Origin of the sequence: Cryptosporangium japonicum, from assembly GCF_039524755.1 — a bacterium.
GTDB lineage: Bacteria > Actinomycetota > Actinomycetes > Mycobacteriales > Cryptosporangiaceae > Cryptosporangium > Cryptosporangium japonicum.
This window is the reverse complement of sequence record NZ_BAAAGX010000033.1, coordinates 31,488-47,908: the sequence shown is the minus strand read 5'-3', so window position 1 is coordinate 47,908 and position 16,421 is coordinate 31,488. Positions and strand designations below refer to the sequence as shown.

The window sequence follows — 16,421 nt, the reverse complement described above, 5'->3', positions numbered from 1 at the left end:
GTCGACGCAGGGATCGGTGACCATGGAGGGTTCACCGACGCTCAGCGGCCCCGTAGCGAGGGAGGGGTCCGAGTGACCGTTAACACGGCGACAGCGCCGCAGGTCGCACCGACCACGGATCACTTCGGGGCCCGGCTCGCCCGCGCGGTCGAAGCCCGGGGGCCACTCTGCGTGGGCATCGATCCGCACCCCGGTCTGCTCGACGCGTGGGGGCTCACCAGGACCGTCGACGGGGTCGAGCGCTTCGCCCGCACGCTCGTCGAGGCGCTCGCCGACCGGGTCGCGGTCCTCAAGCCGCAGTCGGCGTTCTTCGAGCGCCACGGCAGCCGGGGCATCGCGGTGCTGGAGACCGTGATCCGCGAGGCCCGCGCGGCCGGCGCCCTGATCCTGAACGACGTCAAGCGCGGCGACATCGGCAGCACCGTCGACGCCTACGCGGGGGCGTACCTGCACCCGGAGTCGCCGCTGTGCGGTGACGCGATGACCGCGAGCCCCTACCTGGGCTTCGGGTCGCTCGCTCCGCTGATCGAGACCGCGAAGGCCAACGGCAACGGCGTCTTCGTGCTCGGCCTGACGTCCAACCCCGAAGGACCCCAGGTGCAGCACGCGGTGGCCGCCGACGGGCGGACCGTCGCGCAGACCGTACTGGACTCGGTCGGCGAGGCCAACGCCGGGTACGAGCCCTACGGGCCGGTCGGCGTCGTCGTCGGCGCGACCGTGGGGGAGACCGGGCACGACCTCAGCCGGGTCGGCGGGCCGTTCCTCGCGCCCGGTCTGGGGGCGCAGGGCGCGGGCGCCGAGGACCTCCGGACGGTGTTCGGCGACGCCCGCCGTGCGGTGCTCCCGTCGGTCTCGCGGGAGGTGCTCCGCGCGGGCCCGGACGTGTCGAGTTTGCGTTCGGCGGCATCCCGGGCAGCGGACGATTTCCGGGCTGTGCTTGCCTAGAGAAGGGCCGGTTCGAGCGCCCGATCGGGGCGTAGGTGTTGCCTACGCCACGATGGGTACTCCCCGACCTGCATGAACCCCTCGCGGCGAACCCTCGTTGCTGTCAGTGTGGAGTGTGTCATCGATCACTGCTTTGTTCCGGTGGAGGTCGACAAAGTCGGGCATGCGCAGACAAATCGGAGTTTTCTGCGGTTTCATGCAACGATTAGTCGGGGACCAACACCGGGCCGCATTGATTCCTGTCGCACTTCCTCGCTAGGTTCACGCGCTGGAATCGTCCGCTTCCCCAACGAACACCCGAGGTGACCTGTGGCTCTTCCGTCGTTGAGCCCCGAGCAGCGCGCTGCTGCTCTGCAGAAGGCTGCCGAGGCGCGCAAGCAGCGTGCCGCGGTCAAGGACAAGCTCAAGCACGGTGGGCTGTCCCTGTCGGAGGTCCTCGAATCGGCCGAACAGGACGACGTCATCGGCAAGATGAAGGTCTCGGCCGTCCTCGAGGCGCTGCCCGGCATCGGCAAGGTCCGTGCCGTCCAGATCATGGAGAAGTTCAAGATCGCCGAGAGCCGGCGGGTGCGTGGCCTGGGTGACAACCAGAAGCGCGCGCTGCTCACGGAGTTCGGCTCCCCCTCCGGTGGACGCTGAATTTCCCGGCCTCCCGTCCCGCGCCGCTGACGCGGCGCGGCTGACGGTGCTCTCCGGTCCGTCCGGAGTCGGCAAGGGCAGCGTCGTGGCCGAGATCCGGCGCCACCACCCCTCGGTGTGGCTCTCGGTCTCGGTGACGACGCGCGCGCCCCGGCCTGGCGAAGAGCACGGCAAGCAGTACTACTTCGTCAGCCGGGACGAGTACGACGCGATGGTGGCCGCCGGCGAGCTCCTGGAACATGCGGAGTTCGCCGGCAACGGCTACGGCACTCCTCGGCATGCGGTCGAGGAGCGCCTCGCTGCCGGTCGTCCCGCGCTGCTCGAGATCGAGCTGCAGGGGGCCAGGCAGGTTCGGGCCGCGATGCCCGAAGCGCAATTCGTCTTCCTGGCGCCCCCGTCCTGGGACGAGCTGGTCCGCCGGCTCGTGGGGCGGGGCACCGAGGACGAGGACACGATCCGCCGGCGTCTGGACGCCGCGGTCGTCGAGCTCGCCGCGGAAAAAGAGTTCGACGTGACGATCGTCAACGACAATGTCGGCCAGGCTGCCACGGAGTTGGTAGAGTTGCTCTCCGTGCCGGTCCGCTGAGGGACGGTCGGGCGCTGATGTGGAGCTCGCTCTCCACGAGAAACCACAAATTCCCGCTTACTTTTTGAGGCTGATCAGTCTTGGCTGGAACCGTCGCCGCTCCCGAGGGCATCACCAACCCGCCGATCGACGAGTTGCTGGAGAAGACCTCCTCCAAGTACGCACTCGTCATCTACGCGGCGAAGCGCGCGCGTCAGATCAACGCCTACTACTCGCAGCTCGGCGAGGGCCTGCTCGAGTACGTCGGCCCCCTGGTGGAGACCTCCCCGCAGGAGAAGCCGCTCTCGATCGCGCTCCGCGAGATCAACAGCGACATGCTCACCCATGAAGCAATCGCCGAAGAGGGCGCGACGAACTAAGTACTTCACACTCGGACGGACGCTCGGCAACCGCCGGGCGTCCGTCTCGGTGTGTGCGGGGTACCGCGGGCGCGTTAGGTTTCGAGCGTGACCGAAGTCGTGCTGGGTGTGGCGGGCGGTATCGCGGCGTACAAGGCCTGCGAGTTGTTGCGGCGACTCAAGGAGTCAGGGCACGCGGTGACCGTCGTGCCCACCGAGAGCGCGCTGGAGTTCGTCGGCGCGCCGACCTGGGCCGCGCTCTCCGGGCGCCCGGTCGCCAGCGACGTCTGGACGTCCGTGCACGAGGTGCCGCACGTCGCGCTGGGCCGGCGGGCCGACCTCGTGGTCGTGGCGCCCGCCACCGCCGACGTGCTGGCCCGCGCCGCTCACGGGCTGGCGAACGACCTGCTCACCAACACGCTGCTCACCGCCCGGTGCCCGATCCTGTTCGCGCCCGCGATGCACACCGAGATGTGGGAGCACCCCGCCACCCGGGCCAACGTGGCCACGCTGCGCTCCCGGGGCGTCGTCGTGCTGGAGCCGGCGGTGGGGCGGCTGACCGGGGCCGACACCGGCAAGGGGCGGCTGCCCGAGCCGGCCGAGATCTTCGAGGCGGCGGTCGCGCTGCTCCGCCGGGGTGCGGCCGCGCCGGATCTGGCCGGCCGCCGGCTCGTCGTCTCCGCCGGCGGAACCCGCGAATACCTCGATCCGGTGCGCTTCATCGGCAACCGCTCGTCCGGGCGCCAGGGGTACGCGCTGGCCCGCACCGCGGCCGCGCGCGGAGCGAAGGTGACGTTGATCGCAGCGAACACCGCGCTGCCCGACCCGGCCGGCGTCGACGTCGTCCGTGTCGTCAGCACGCGTGACCTGCAGGAAGCCGTCTTCGAGGCCAGCGCCGACGCGGACGCGGTCGTGATGGCCGCCGCGCCGGCCGACTTCCGCCCGGCCTCCTACGTCGACAACAAGATCAAGAAGACCGACGACACCAGCGCGCCCACGGTTTCGCTGGTGCAGAACCCGGACATCCTCGCGGGGCTGGTCCGGCGCCGGTCGGAAGCCGGTGGAGGGCCGGTGATCGTCGGCTTCGCGGCCGAGACCGGAGACCACACCGGCTCGGTGCTCGAACTCGGCCGGGCCAAACTCGCCCGCAAAGGCTGCGACCTGCTCGTCGTCAACGACGTGTCCGACGGCAAAGCCTTCGAATCGACCGAGAACGCAGCCGTCGTGCTGGCCGACGACGGCACGTCGACCGAGGTGCCGCACGGCCCGAAAGAGGTGCTGGCGGACACGATCTGGGATCTGGTCGCGCCCCGGCTGCGCTAGATGTTTCCGGAGGTCGACAACTTGCCGTCGAGGGCCCCGCTCTTTCCGGGGCTCACCCACCGGATCGGTAGACTCGCGCCGATACGAACCCACCCTCGACCCTGGGAGCACCGTGGCCCGCCGTTTGTTCACCTCCGAATCCGTGACCGAGGGTCACCCCGACAAGATCGCCGACGCGATCAGTGACGGCATCCTCGACGCGCTGCTGGCCCAGGACCCGCGCAGCCGGGTCGCGGTGGAGACCCTGATCACCACCGGCCAGGTCCACGTCGCCGGTGAGGTCACCACCGACGCGTACGCCGACATCCCGAGCATCGTCCGGGAGACGATCCTCGGCATCGGCTACGACTCGTCGAAGAAGGGCTTCGACGGCGCGTCCTGCGGGGTCAGCGTCTCGATCGGGTCGCAGTCGCCCGACATCGCGCAGGGCGTCGACACCGCCTACGAGGCCCGTGTCGAGGAGTCCGAGGACGACGCGCTCGACCGCCAGGGCGCCGGCGACCAGGGCCTGATGTTCGGGTACGCCAACAACGACACCCCCGAGCTGCTGCCGCTGCCGATCGCGCTCGCCCACCGCCTCGCGCGCCGCCTCGCGCAGGTCCGCAAGGACGGGCTGATCCCGTACCTGCGTCCCGACGGCAAGACCCAGGTCACGATCGAGTACGACGGCCCGAAGGCGGTCCGTCTCGACACCGTCGTCGTCTCGTCGCAGCACGCCTCCGACATCTCGCTGGAGACGCTGCTCGCGCCCGACATCGCCGAGTACGTCGTCGCGCCCGAGCTCGCCGAGCTGGGCCTGGAGACCGAGGGCTACCGCCTGCTGGTCAACCCCACCGGCCGCTTCGAGATCGGTGGCCCGATGGGCGACGCCGGTCTCACCGGCCGCAAGATCATCGTCGACACCTACGGCGGTTTCGCCCGCCACGGCGGCGGCGCGTTCTCCGGCAAGGACCCGTCCAAGGTCGACCGGTCCGCCGCCTACGCGATGCGCTGGGTCGCGAAGAACATCGTCGCGGCCGGCCTGGCCGACCGGGCCGAGGTGCAGGTCGCCTACGCGATCGGCAAGGCGCACCCGGTGGGCCTGTTCCTGGAGACGTTCGGCACCGAGACCGTCGACCCGGACCGGATCACCAAGGCCGTCAACGAGGTGTTCGACCTCCGCCCGGCCGCGATCATCCGCGACCTGGACCTGCTGCGCCCGATCTACCGCCAGACGTCGGCCTACGGCCACTTCGGCCGCGAACTCCCCGACTTCACCTGGGAGAAGACCGACCGTGCCGCGGCGCTGAAGGACGCCGCCGGCGCCTGATCCCCCGCGTCTGTCGGAGGGTGCTGGTAGACCAGAGGCATGACGCTGCTGGACAGGGAGCCCGCCGAGCCGGAAGGCACGGCGGGCTCCGCGCGTCCGGCGGCCCTGCCGCTCGACCTCCCCGAGGCCGCACCCTCCGCCCCGGAGGGCCGCCGGGCGAAACCGTCCACCCCGCGCCGCACGGCGGCACGCACCGAGGACGCGGCGCTCCCGTTCGACCTCGCGCCCGATCCGCCGCCCGCGCCGGAACCGGCCGCGCCGGAACCGGGGGTGCCCGACCCGGCGGTGCCCGAGCCGCCCGCCGGGGCCGAGCCGGCCGCGGGGAAGCCCGCGGCGAAGAAGAAGCGGGCGGCCAAGCCGAAGGGCGCGCGCGAGCCCGCGGCGGAGCTCCCGGTCGCCCGCATCTGCGTCGACCTGCCGCTCCCGCATCTGGACCGCCCGTTCGACTACCTGGTCCCGTCGGACCTCGCCGACACCGCGGTCGTCGGCGGCCGTGTCCGGGTCCGCTTCGCCGGGCAGCTCGTCGACGGCTACGTGCTCGATCGCGTCGCCACCACCGAGCACACCGGCAAACTCGCCTACCTCGAGAAGGCGCTCTCGGCCGAGCCGGTCGTCAGCCCCGAGATCGCCCGCCTGGCCCGCGCGGTCGCCGACCGCTCCGCCGGCACGCTCGCCGACGTGCTGCGCCTGGCGATCCCGCCCCGGCACGCCCGCGCCGAGGCGGCCCGGCGCGGCGACGGGGTGCTCCCGGTCGACGAGCAGGGCCGCCACCGCCCGCCGTCCGAGGGGTTCGCGCGGTACCGCGGCGGCGCCGCCTACCTGCGGCTGCTCGCCGAGGGCGGGTCACCGCGCGCGGTGCTCTCCGCGCTCCCCGGCGAGGACTGGCCGCGTCGCGTCGCCGAAGCGGTCGCCGCCACCCTGGCGTCCGGGCGTGGAGCCGTCGCGGTGGTGCCCGACGCCCGCGATCTCGACCGGCTCGACGGCGCCCTCGGCGACGTCCTCGGCTCCGGGCGCCACACCACGCTGGCCGCCTCGCTCGGCCCCGAGGAGCGGTACCGGCGCTGGCTGGCCGTGCGCCGCGGTGAAGTGCTCGCGGTCGCCGGCACCCGCGCCACCGCGTTCGCCCCCGTCCACGACCTCGGGCTGGCGATCCTCTGGGACGACGGCGACGACCTGCACGCCGAACCGCGCGCGCCCTACTGCCACGCCCGTGACGTGCTCCTCGTCCGCAGCCAGCTGGCCGGCGCCGGGCTGCTGCTCGGCGGGTACGCGCGCACGGCCGAAGCGCAGCTGCTGCTGGAGACCGGCTGGGCCAAGCCGCTCGAGGCCGACCGCGAGGTCGTTCGCGCCGCCGCGCCCCGCGTCGTCCCGGTCGGTGACGACCGCGATCTCGCCGCCGACCCCACCGCGTCGGCCGCCCGGCTGCCCACCGTGGCCTGGCGCGCCGCCCGCGAGGCACTCGCCGCCGACGCACCGGTGCTGGTCCAGGTGCCCCGCCGCGGCTACGTGCCCTCGGTGGCCTGCGGCCGGTGCCGCCGTCCGGCCCGGTGCACGGCCTGCTCCGGGCCCCTGGAACTGCGGGGCAGCGGCACCGACGACGTGCCGGCCTGCCGGTGGTGCGGGCACCTCGCCGGCACCTGGGCCTGTCCCGAGTGCGGCCACCGCGGCCTGCGCGCGTCGATCCTCGGTGCGCGTCGCACCGCCGAGGAGCTGGGTCGCGCGTTCCCCGGTGTCACCGTCCGCACGTCCGGCCGCGACGGCGTCCTCGGTTCGGTCGGCCCGGGCGCCGCGCTGGTCATCGCCACGCCGGGCGCCGAACCGGTCGCCGAGGGCGGCTACGGCGCGGCGCTGCTGCTCGACACCTGGGCCCTGCTCACCCGGGCCGATCTGCGGGCCTCCGAGGAGGCGCTGCGCCGCTGGGCCAACGCGGTCGCGCTGGTGCGCCCGGCCCGCGCGGGCGGTCGCGTCGTCGTCGCCGCCGACGGCGCGATCCCGGTCATCCAGGCGCTGCTGCGGTGGGATCCGGCCTGGCACGCCGCGCGCGAGCTGGCCGACCGGGCCGAGCTCGGCTTCCCGCCCGCGGTGAAGATGGCCAGCGCCACCGGCACCCCGGATGCGGTCGCCGACTTCCTCCGGCTCGCCGAACTCCCACCCGAGGCCGAGGTACTCGGCCCGGTGCCGGTCGCACCCACGCACCGCGCGGGCGCCGAGGACGAGGACCTGGAACGCGCCCTGATCCGCGTACCCCGCTCCCTCGGCCCGGCCCTCGCCACGGCACTGCACGCCGCGGCCTCGGTCCGAAGCGCCCACAAGGCCCCCCAACCGGTCCGCGTCGAGATCGACCCGCTCGAGCTGCTGTGAGGCCGTCCGCTGGCTGGCGGACAGGGCGGATCGGCGGCGCCCGTAGAATCAAGGGCTGGCGCGTTGCGTGCGCCGGTTCTGCCATGCCTGCCGCTCGTCGCGAGAGGAACTGCGTGTCCGTCCGTCCCGTCCGGCTCTTCGGAGATCCGGTCCTGCGCACCCCCGCCGACCCGGTCGTCGACTTCGACCGTCAGCTGCGCAGCCTGGTGAAGGACCTCACCGAGACGATGCTCCAGGAGCGCGGCGCCGGCCTGGCCGCCCCGCAGCTCGGCGTCTCGCTCCGGGTTTTCACGTTCGACGTCGGCGACGTCGTCGGCCACCTCGTCAACCCGGTGCTCGAGTTCCCCGACGAGCAGGACCAGGACGGCCCCGAGGGCTGCCTGTCGATCCCCGGCCTCTACTTCGACACCAAGCGCCGCCTGAACGTCGTCGCCAAGGGGTACGACATGCACGGCGAGCCGGTGCAGATCGTCGGCACCGAGCTGATGTCGCGGTGCCTCCAGCACGAGACCGACCACCTGGACGGCGTCCTGTTCGTCGACCGGCTCGACGCGGCCACGAAAAAAGAGGCGATGAAAGCCATCCGTCAGGCCGAGTGGGCCAACCAGCCCGCGCCGGCGGTCAAGGTGAGCCCGCACCCGCTGTTCGGGAAGATCCGATGAGGCTCGTCTTCGCCGGGACGCCGTCGGTCGCGGTGCCACCGCTGGAGCGGCTGTTGCGCAGCGGCCACGAGGTCGTCGCCGTCGTCACCCGCCCCGACGCGCCGGCCGGCCGCGGCCGCAAGCTGCAGCGCTCGCCGGTGGGTGAGGTCGCGGACGCGCACGGCATCGAGGTGCTCACCCCGGCGAAAGCCGGTGACCCGGAGTTCCTGGCCCGCCTGGCCGCGCTGGCGCCCGACCTCGCGCCGGTCGTCGCGTACGGCGGCCTGATCCCCCCGTCGGCACTCGAGGTGCCGCGGCTGGGCTGGGTGAACCTGCACTTCTCGCTGCTGCCGGCCTGGCGGGGTGCCGCGCCGGTGCAGCACGCGATCCTGCACGGCGACGAACTCACCGGCGCCGCGGTGTTCCAGCTCGAGAAGGGCCTCGACACCGGGCCGGTGTTCGGCCAGCTCACCGAGGTGATCCGCCCCGACGACACCGCCGGGGCGCTGCTCGAGCGGCTGTCGGAGGCCGGGGCGGAGCTGCTCGCGCAGGTCGTCGACGGCATCGCCGCGGGAGCGTTGCAGGCCGTGCCGCAGCCGGCCGACGGGGTCTCGCTGGCGCCGAAACTCACCGCCGAGGACGCCCATCTCGACTGGTCGGTGCCCGCGTTCGCGGTGGACCGGCGGATCCGGGCGTGCACGCCGGCGCCGGGTGCGTGGACGACGTTCCGCGGCGACCGGGTGAAGATCGGTGCCGTGCGCACGGCGCCGGACGCGGAGCGGCTCGAACCGGGGGAGCTCCGGGTCGAGCGCAAGCGGATACTTGTCGGCACCGCGACCGACCCGGTGGTGCTGGGTGAGGTCGTGCCGCCGGGCAAGAAGGCGATGCCGGCCACCGACTGGGCGCGCGGCGCCCGCCCCGAACCCGGCGAGCGGTTCGAGTGACGATCTCCTCCGAAGTGAAGGTGCAGCGGTGACCGAGGGCCAGGGCCGATTCCAGGGACGCCGCTCCGACGGTGACCCCGATGCTTCCCGCACGGCGGGTCGCCCGGACCCCGACCGTTCTTCCCGGGGCGGCGATCGTTCTTCGCCGGGCGGCGACCGTTCCTCCCGGGGCGGCGAGCGTCCTTCGCGGAGCGGCGATCGTCCCTCGCGGGGCGGCGATCGTCCTTCGCGGGGCGGCGAGCGTTCCTTCCCGGGTGGTGATCGTTCGTCGCGAGGCGGCGATCGTCCTTTCCGGGGTGGCGATCGTTCGGCCCCGGGCGGCGATCGTCCTTCGCGCGGGTCGGATCGGCCCGAACGTGGTGGCGACAACCGCTTCGGACGGCCCGATCGGGGTCGTTCGGCTTCGGAGGGGCGTGGGTTCAACCGCTCCGATCGGGATCGTCCGGCGGCGGACGGCCGGGGGGCCGACCGTCCGGACCGGGAGCGCCCCGCCTCGGGCGGCCGGAGCTTCGGCCGGCCGGATCGGGACCGCCCGGCCTCCGGCGACCGCCCCGATCGCGGCTTCGGCCGCCCGGATCGTGATCGCCCGTACAACGCCGATCGCGGCGCCCCGAGCGACCGCGGCGACCGCCCGTACCGCGGTGACGGCCCGGGCCGTAGCGACCGCCCGGACCGAGGCGACGGTCCGAGCCGCGGTGACGGCCCGAGCCGCGGCGACCGGCCGTACCGGGGCGACCGTCCGACCGGGGGCCCGCGCGACGACCGCGCCGCCGGAGGACGGGGCCCGCGACCGGACCGCGGCGATCGCCCCGCGAGTGGCGGCCGTGAGGACCGGGCGTTCGGGTCACGTCCGCCCCGGGGTGATCGCCCCACGGGCGGGTCGCGTGACGATCGAGGGTTCGGGCCCCGGGGCGACCGGCCGACCGGCGGGTCGCGTGACGACCGGGCGTCCGGACCGCGTGGTCCCCGTCCGGATCGGGGGGACCGGGCGGCGGGATCGCGCCCGGACCGTGGGCGGTCGGGCGGCGAGCGGCCGCGCAACGCCGCCGGGCACGAAGGCGAGAAGCGGGCCTGGGGCTCGTACCAGAAAGCCACCCCGGACCCGGCCCGCCGAGCGGCGTTCGACGTCCTGGTCGCCGTAGCGGCCCGCGACGCCTACGCGAACCTCACCCTGCCCCCGATGCTCGTCGAACGCCGTATCACCGGTCGCGACGCGGCCTTCGTCACCGAGCTGACCTACGGCACCCTGCGTCACCGGGGCACGCTCGACGCGATCCTCGCCGCGGGCAGCAGCCGTCCGATCGACAAGGTCGACCTGCGCGTGCTCCAGGCGCTCCGGCTCGGCGCCTACCAGCTGCTCTTCACGCGCGTCCCCGACCACGCGGCGGTCGCGGGCACCGTCGAGGTGGCCCGGGTCGCGCTCACCGACGGTCCGGCCCGGTTCGTGAACGCGGTGCTCCGCCGGGTGGCCGAACGGGATCTCGCCGACTGGCTCACCGAGGTCGTGCCGCCGCTGGGCGACGACCCGGTCGCGCACCTCGCGATCCGCTACAGCCACCCCGAGTGGGTGGTCCGTGCGTTCGCCGACGCGCTCGGCGAGGACGTCGCCCGCCTGGCCGAGCCGGAGAGCGAGACCGCGAAGGCGCTCGCCGCCGACAACGAGCGCCCCGGCGTCGACCTGGCCGCCCGCCCCGGCCGCATCGACCCGCTCGAACTGGCCACCGAGATCCGCACCGAACTGACCCGCTGGACCCGCCCACCGGCCCCCGAAAAACCCGCCGAGCCCACCAGCCCGGAGCCCGGCCCCGAGCCCACCGGCCCCGAGCCCACCGGCCTGGAGCCCGGCCTGGAGCCCGGCCCGGAGCCCACCGGCCCGGAGCCCGGCCCGGAGCTCACCGGCCCGGAAGCCCCGTCCGGAGAAGATTCCGGGCCCGCGGCGGCTCCCGAACCCGAGAACCCCGCCGCCGAACGAACCGAACCCGCACCCCCGGCCGACGACCCGAGCAGCCTCCTGGGCCGGTGGTCGCCGGTCGCGGTCAAGCTTCCCGAAGGCGCACCCGGCAACATCCCGGCGGTCGCCGACGGCCGCGCGCACGTCCAGGACGAGGGCAGTCAGCTCTGCGCCTGGAGCCTCGCCACCGCCCCGCTCGACGGCCCCGACGCCCGGTGGCTCGACCTCTGCGCCGGCCCGGGCGGCAAGGCCGGCCTGCTGGCGTCGATCGGCGTCGACCGTGGCGCCCACCTCACCGCGGTCGAGATCACCGAGCACCGCGCCGTGCTCGTCCAGCAAGCCGTCGAAGGCCTGCCCGCGACCGTCCTGACCGCCGACGGGCGCGACGTCGGCACCCACCCCGACCTGCCCGAGGGCGGCTTCGACCGGGTACTCGTCGACGCGCCGTGCACCGGCCTCGGCGCCCTGCGCCGCCGCCCCGAGGCGCGCTGGCGCAAGGAGCCGGGCGACGTGCCCGCGCTGGCCAAACTCCAGCGCGAACTGCTCGTCGCGGCGTTGCGTGCCGCGCGCCCCGGCGGCCTGGTCGCGTACGTCACCTGCTCACCGCACCTGGCCGAGACACGTGTGCTGGTGGCCGACGTGTGCCGTCGCACCGGCGCCGAGCCGGTCGACGTCCGCATCGTGCCGGAAGCCGCGGCCGCCGCGGAGCTGAACCCGACGCCGGAGCGGGTGAGCGCGTCCCGCGCGGCCGCGTTGCAGCTCTGGCCGCACCGCCACGGCACCGACGCGATGTTCCTGTCGCTGCTGCGCAAGCCGGTCGGGCGCCACGACTAAGCTTCTGGACGTGGAGCTATTCGTCGCACCGAGCATCCTGTCCGCCGACTTCGCCCGCCTCGCGGACGCGGCCGCATCGGTCGCCGGTCGCCCCGGCACGCCGGGCGCGGACTGGCTGCACGTCGACGTCATGGACAACCACTTCGTCCCGAACCTCACGCTCGGCCTCCCGGTCGTGAAGAGCATCAAAGCGGCGACGGGCATCCCGCTCGACTGCCACCTGATGATCGAGGACCCGGCGCGCTGGGCGCCGGGGTACGCCGAGGCGGGCGCGCACAACGTCACGTTCCACGCGGAGGCGACGGACGACCCGGCGGCGGTCGGCCGTGACCTGCGCAAGGCCGGGGCCAAGGCCGGGCTGGCGCTCAAGCCGGGCACGCCGCTCGAGCCCTACCTGGAGATCCTCAAGGATTTCGACACGCTGCTCGTGATGACCGTGGAGCCGGGCTTCGGGGGCCAGGAGTTCATGGCCGAGGTGCTGCCCAAGGTCACCGAGGCCCGTAAGCGCGTCGAGTCCGGGCACCTGGAGCTGCGCATCGAGGTCGACGGCGGCATCAACGCCGACACGATCCACGCGGCGGCCGAGGCCGGCGCCGACACGTTCGTCGCCGGCTCCGCGGTCTACAACGCCGACGACCCGGCCCGGGCGGTCGCCGCCCTGCGTGCCGCGGCGGCCGAGAACTCCGCCCTCCGGTGACCGGGCACGCGGCGGGCGACGCCGGGGAGGTCCCCGGTGGCCGTTCCGGCCGCGGTTCCGACGGGCTGATCCTGGTCGTTGACGACGACGCCGACGTCGCGGCGCTGGTGGCGATGAACCTGCGCTTCGAGCGGTTCGACGTGGTGACGGCGAGCGACGCCCGCGGTGCGCTCGCCGCGATCGAGCGTCACCGGCCCGACCTGGTGCTGCTCGACGTCATGATGCCGCGTGTCGACGGCTTCGAGCTGTGCCGGCAGTTACGGGCGTCCCCGCTGACCGCCGCGCTGCCGATCATCATGCTCACGGCCAAGGACCTGTCGGCCGACCGCATCCAGGGCCTCACCGCGGGCGCCGACGACTACATCGTCAAGCCGTTCGACGTCACCGAGCTGGTCGCGCGGGTGAAGTCGACGCTGCGCCGCAACCGGGAGATGCGCGACGTCTCCCCGCTGACCGGTCTGCCGGGCAACACACGAATCCTCGAGGCCATCTCCGAGCGGATCGTGGCCCGCCAGGACCACGGCTGGGAGTACGCGGTCTGCTACGTCGACCTCGACAACTTCAAGACCGTCAACGACGTCTACGGGTTCTACCGGGGCGATCAGATGCTCACCGCCGCCGCCGGCGCGCTGCACTCGTCGACGATCGGGGTGGCCGGCTCGCCGCCGTTCCTCGGTCACATCGGCGGCGACGATTTCCTGGTGGTGTGCACGCCGGAGCAGGTACGTCCGATCACCGACCGGGCGATCACCCTGTTCGACCAGGCCAGCCGGGTGTTGTACGACCCCGAGGACCTGGCCCGGGGCTACTTCGAGGTGGTCGACCGGCAGGGCCGGTTACGTCGCCACGGCCTGCTGACGCTCTCGATCGGCGTCGCGGTCTCGACTCAGCGCCACTTCGGTGACCACCGGGAGGTCGTCGCCGCGGCCAGCGAGATGAAGTCGGTGGCCAAGCGCACCGAGGGGTCGATGGTGGCGGTGGACCGGCGCCGCGATCCCGAGCCGGGGCGCGGGGCCGCGGCCCGCCACCCGGCCGCCCTGAAGCCCCGGCCCGACCCCGACACGCCCTGACCCCGACACGCCCTGACCCCGCCGGCGTGACCAAGGTCGCACCGGGCGGAAGACCAGCCGGTAACCGTGTCAGACTGGCGCGTAACGGTGGGATTTCGGCGGCTTCGGTGGCGATCTCCCGTCGGACGACGTAAGACAGAGAAAGAGCACCAGACAACCACAACGCAGTACGCGCGCTCCGGGGTCGGTGAAATTCCGAACCGGCGGTTACAGTCCGCGACCCGTTAGCCCCTCGGGGCGAGCGGTTGACCCGGTGGAACTCCGGGACCGACGGTTAAAGTCCGGATGGGAGGAAGCGCGCGGGCTGGCCGGCGTGCCCGTCCGCGGGCAGCGCCGTCGCGCCCGTGCACGCCCATGTCCGCGCTCCGGAGCCTGCTCGAGGCGAGGAGGCGCACGGCGCACATGTTCACCGGCATCGTGGAAGAACTCGGCACGCTGGCCGCGGTCGAGGAGCTCGACCGGGCGGCCCGGCTCCGGCTGAAAGGTCCACGCGTCGCCGTGGACGCCGCGCACGGCGACTCGATCGCGGTCAACGGCGTCTGCCTGACGGTCGTGGAGAACACCGGCGACGAATTCACCGCCGACGTCATGGCCGAGACGCTCACCCGCTCCGCCCTCGGCGGGCTCGCCCCCGGCGACCCGGTCAACCTCGAACGGGCCGCCACGCTCAGCACCCGGCTCGGCGGGCACCTGGTGCAGGGGCACGTCGACGGCGTCGGCACCGTGCTCGAACGGCGACCGGACACCCACTGGGAGGTGGTCCGGATCGGCCTGCCCCCCGAGCTCGGCCGGTACGTCGTCGAGAAAGGCTCGATCGCCGTCGACGGCGTCTCGCTCACCGTCACCGCCGTCACCGGCGAGTGGTTCGAGGTGAGCCTGATCCCGACGACGCTCGCCGCGACCACGCTGGGCGCCCGTGAGCCCGGCTCACGCGTCAACCTCGAGGTGGACGTCGTCGCGAAGTACGTCGAGAAGCTCTTGCCGACGACGAAGGAGCAGTCATGACGTTCGGAAGCATCGAGCAGGCGATCGCCGACGTCGCGGCGGGCAAGGCCGTCGTGGTCGTCGACGACGAGGACCGCGAGAACGAGGGTGACCTGGTGTTCGCGGCGTCCGCGGCCACCCCGGAGCTGCTCGCGTTCACGATCCGGTACACCTCCGGGGTGGTGTGCGCACCGGTCACCGGCGCCGACGCCGACCGGTTGGGCCTGCCCCCGATGCACCACACCAATCAGGACAGCAAAGGCACCGCCTACACCGTCTCGGTGGACGCGCGGGACAAGACCACGACCGGGATCTCGGCGGGCGAGCGCGCGCTGACGATCCGCGCGCTCGGCGATCCGGGTGCGTCGGCGGCCGACTTCACCCGCCCCGGCCACGTGTTCCCGCTGCGTGCGGCGGACGGCGGCGTGCTCGTCCGTCCCGGCCACACCGAGGCGGCCGTCGACCTGGCCCGGCTGGCCGGCCTGCACCCGGCCGGCGCGGTGAGCGAGGTCGTCAACGACGACGGGACGATGGCCCGCCTGCCGGAGCTGATCGAGTTCTCCCGCGTACACGGCCTGACGCTGGTGACGATCGCCGATCTGGTGGCCTACCGGCGGCGCACCGAGCGCCAGGTGGCCCGGGAGGTCGAGGCCCGGCTGCCCACCCGCCACGGCGCGTTCCGTGCCGTCGGCTACCGCAGCACGGTCGACGACACCGAGCACGTCGCGTTCGTGCTCGGCGAGGTGGCCGGCGCCGACGACGTGCTGGTGCGCGTCCACTCCGAATGTCTGACCGGCGACGTGTTCGGGAGCCTGCGCTGCGATTGCGGCCCGCAGCTGGAGTCGGCGCTGGCCGCGGTCGCCGCCGAGGGGCGTGGCGTGGTGGTCTACCTGCGTGGACACGAGGGCCGGGGGATCGGGCTGCTGCCGAAGCTCCGGGCGTACCAGCTGCAGGACAGCGGCGCGGACACGGTCGACGCGAACCTCGAGCTGGGGTTGCCGGTGGACGCGCGCGACTACGCGACCGGCGCGCAGATCCTGCTGGACCTGGGTGTGCGGTCCGCGCGGCTGCTGACCAACAACCCGGCCAAGCGGGAGAGCCTCGAACGCTACGGCCTGCGGGTCTCCGACCGGGTGGCGCTTCCCACCCACGCGCACCCGGAGAACGTCCGGTACCTGACCACGAAACGGGACCGGATGGGGCACGAGATCGTCGGCCTGCCCGACGAGATCGCGGTGGCCTCGGCCGTGCTCGACCAGGCGGCGCTGGCATGAGCGGCGGCGGGCTGGCCGACCTGGGCGCCCTCGACGCGGGCGGTGTACGGCTCGGGGTGGTGGCCACGCGCTGGCACGCGGAGATCACCGACCGGCTGCTCGACCGCGCGCTGGCCACGGCGGCGCTCAGCGGCGTCACCGACGTGCTCACCGCGCGGGTCGCCGGCGCGGTGGAACTGCCGGTGGTGACGCAGGAGCTGGCGCAGCGGTGCGACGCGGTCGTGGCGCTGGGCGTCGTCATCCGGGGCGGGACACCGCACTTCGAGTACGTCTGCGACGCGGTCACGGCCGGGCTCACCCGGGTGGCGCTGGACTCCGCGACACCGGTCGGCAACGGGGTGTTGACCTGCGACACCGAGGCGCAGGCCCACGACCGGGCCGGGTTCGAGGACAGCGCCGAGGACAAGGGCCGCGAGGCGACGCTCGCCGCCCTCGACGCCGCCCTGACGCTGCGTGATCTGCGTCGCGCCCCGGTGCCGCAGGTGGGCTTCGGGGTGAGCTGAGCACGGCGGCCCGGGTACCACG

Annotated in this window: 15 protein-coding genes and 1 riboswitch; all 15 genes read left to right on the top strand. The window is 73.7% G+C overall.

Features of this window, described 5'->3' with window-relative positions; all coding sequences use genetic code 11:
- Nucleotides 1–72 precede the first annotated feature (72 nt).
- The 15 genes from pyrF to ribH all read left to right on the top strand — a co-directional run bounded on the left by pyrF (nucleotide 73) and on the right by ribH (nucleotide 16,399).
- Entirely contained in the window at nucleotides 73–945 is an 873-nt protein-coding gene (gene pyrF / locus ABD437_RS35690) for an orotidine-5'-phosphate decarboxylase (RefSeq protein ID WP_344653386.1), read from the top strand.
- A gap of 309 nt (nucleotides 946–1,254) precedes the next feature.
- Nucleotides 1,255–1,584 carry an integration host factor, actinobacterial type gene (gene mihF, locus ABD437_RS35685; RefSeq protein WP_035850625.1) on the top strand — a complete coding sequence of 110 codons (330 nt, stop codon included), beginning with the start codon at nucleotides 1,255–1,257 and terminating at the stop codon, nucleotides 1,582–1,584.
- Nucleotides 1,574–2,170 (top strand): guanylate kinase, encoded by a 597-nt coding sequence (gmk, locus tag ABD437_RS35680; protein ID WP_344653385.1) that lies wholly within the window; start codon nucleotides 1,574–1,576, stop codon nucleotides 2,168–2,170. Before mihF ends, gmk begins: the two co-directional genes overlap by 11 nt.
- Before the next feature lie 80 nt (nucleotides 2,171–2,250).
- Complete coding sequence (rpoZ, locus tag ABD437_RS35675) at nucleotides 2,251–2,529, top strand: DNA-directed RNA polymerase subunit omega (RefSeq protein WP_344653384.1); 279 nt, start codon at nucleotides 2,251–2,253, stop codon at nucleotides 2,527–2,529.
- A gap of 87 nt (nucleotides 2,530–2,616) precedes the next feature.
- Nucleotides 2,617–3,831 carry a bifunctional phosphopantothenoylcysteine decarboxylase/phosphopantothenate--cysteine ligase CoaBC gene (coaBC, locus tag ABD437_RS35670; RefSeq protein ID WP_344653383.1) on the top strand — a complete coding sequence of 405 codons (1,215 nt, stop codon included), beginning with the start codon at nucleotides 2,617–2,619 and terminating at the stop codon, nucleotides 3,829–3,831.
- 112 nt (nucleotides 3,832–3,943) lie between these two features.
- Nucleotides 3,944–5,140 (top strand): methionine adenosyltransferase, encoded by a 1,197-nt coding sequence (gene metK, locus ABD437_RS35665; RefSeq protein WP_344653382.1) that lies wholly within the window; start codon nucleotides 3,944–3,946, stop codon nucleotides 5,138–5,140.
- Between the two features lie 39 nt (nucleotides 5,141–5,179).
- The gene (locus tag ABD437_RS35660) at nucleotides 5,180–7,501 is read left to right on the top strand and encodes a primosomal protein N' (protein WP_344653381.1); all 2,322 of its coding nucleotides are present in this window, start codon (nucleotides 5,180–5,182) and stop codon (nucleotides 7,499–7,501) included.
- A 113-nt stretch (nucleotides 7,502–7,614) separates the two neighbouring features.
- On the top strand, nucleotides 7,615–8,163 hold the full coding sequence (gene def, locus ABD437_RS35655; RefSeq protein WP_344653380.1) for a peptide deformylase: 549 nt from the start codon (nucleotides 7,615–7,617) through the stop codon (nucleotides 8,161–8,163).
- Entirely contained in the window at nucleotides 8,160–9,086 is a 927-nt protein-coding gene (gene fmt / locus ABD437_RS35650; protein WP_344653379.1) for a methionyl-tRNA formyltransferase, read from the top strand. The genes def and fmt overlap by 4 nt, the downstream gene beginning before the upstream one ends.
- Complete coding sequence (locus ABD437_RS43160; RefSeq protein WP_425558316.1) at nucleotides 8,998–11,871, top strand: RsmB/NOP family class I SAM-dependent RNA methyltransferase; 2,874 nt, start codon at nucleotides 8,998–9,000, stop codon at nucleotides 11,869–11,871. The genes fmt and ABD437_RS43160 overlap by 89 nt, the downstream gene beginning before the upstream one ends.
- Nucleotides 11,872–11,881: 10 nt before the next feature.
- Nucleotides 11,882–12,568, top strand: a complete 687-nt coding sequence (rpe, locus tag ABD437_RS35640) for a ribulose-phosphate 3-epimerase (protein ID WP_344653378.1) — start codon at nucleotides 11,882–11,884, stop codon at nucleotides 12,566–12,568.
- A complete protein-coding gene (locus ABD437_RS35635; RefSeq protein WP_425558315.1) occupies nucleotides 12,565–13,638 on the top strand; it encodes a GGDEF domain-containing response regulator in 1,074 nt (357 codons plus the stop codon). Before rpe ends, ABD437_RS35635 begins: the two co-directional genes overlap by 4 nt.
- A 169-nt stretch (nucleotides 13,639–13,807) precedes the next feature.
- Nucleotides 13,808–13,941: riboswitch (FMN riboswitch) on the top strand.
- Between the two features lie 99 nt (nucleotides 13,942–14,040).
- A complete protein-coding gene (locus tag ABD437_RS35630) occupies nucleotides 14,041–14,643 on the top strand; it encodes a riboflavin synthase (RefSeq protein ID WP_344653698.1) in 603 nt (200 codons plus the stop codon).
- Entirely contained in the window at nucleotides 14,640–15,896 is a 1,257-nt protein-coding gene (locus ABD437_RS35625) for a bifunctional 3,4-dihydroxy-2-butanone-4-phosphate synthase/GTP cyclohydrolase II (protein ID WP_344653377.1), read from the top strand. Before ABD437_RS35630 ends, ABD437_RS35625 begins: the two co-directional genes overlap by 4 nt.
- Nucleotides 15,893–16,399 carry a 6,7-dimethyl-8-ribityllumazine synthase gene (gene ribH / locus ABD437_RS35620; protein WP_344653376.1) on the top strand — a complete coding sequence of 169 codons (507 nt, stop codon included), beginning with the start codon at nucleotides 15,893–15,895 and terminating at the stop codon, nucleotides 16,397–16,399. The genes ABD437_RS35625 and ribH overlap by 4 nt, the downstream gene beginning before the upstream one ends.
- Nucleotides 16,400–16,421: the final 22 nt, after the last annotated feature.

What these genes read in the sequence shown, in the direction of transcription:
- ABD437_RS35660 (WP_344653381.1), top strand. Translation starts at nt 5,180, where the DNA reads ATGACGCTGCTGGACAGGGAGCCCGCCGAGCCGGAAGGCACGGCGGGC.
- fmt (WP_344653379.1), top strand. Translation starts at nt 8,160, where the DNA reads ATGAGGCTCGTCTTCGCCGGGACGCCGTCGGTCGCGGTGCCACCGCTG.
- ribH (WP_344653376.1), top strand. Translation starts at nt 15,893, where the DNA reads ATGAGCGGCGGCGGGCTGGCCGACCTGGGCGCCCTCGACGCGGGCGGT.
- ABD437_RS35625 (WP_344653377.1), top strand. Translation starts at nt 14,640, where the DNA reads ATGACGTTCGGAAGCATCGAGCAGGCGATCGCCGACGTCGCGGCGGGC.
- ABD437_RS35630 (WP_344653698.1), top strand. Translation starts at nt 14,041, where the DNA reads ATGTTCACCGGCATCGTGGAAGAACTCGGCACGCTGGCCGCGGTCGAG.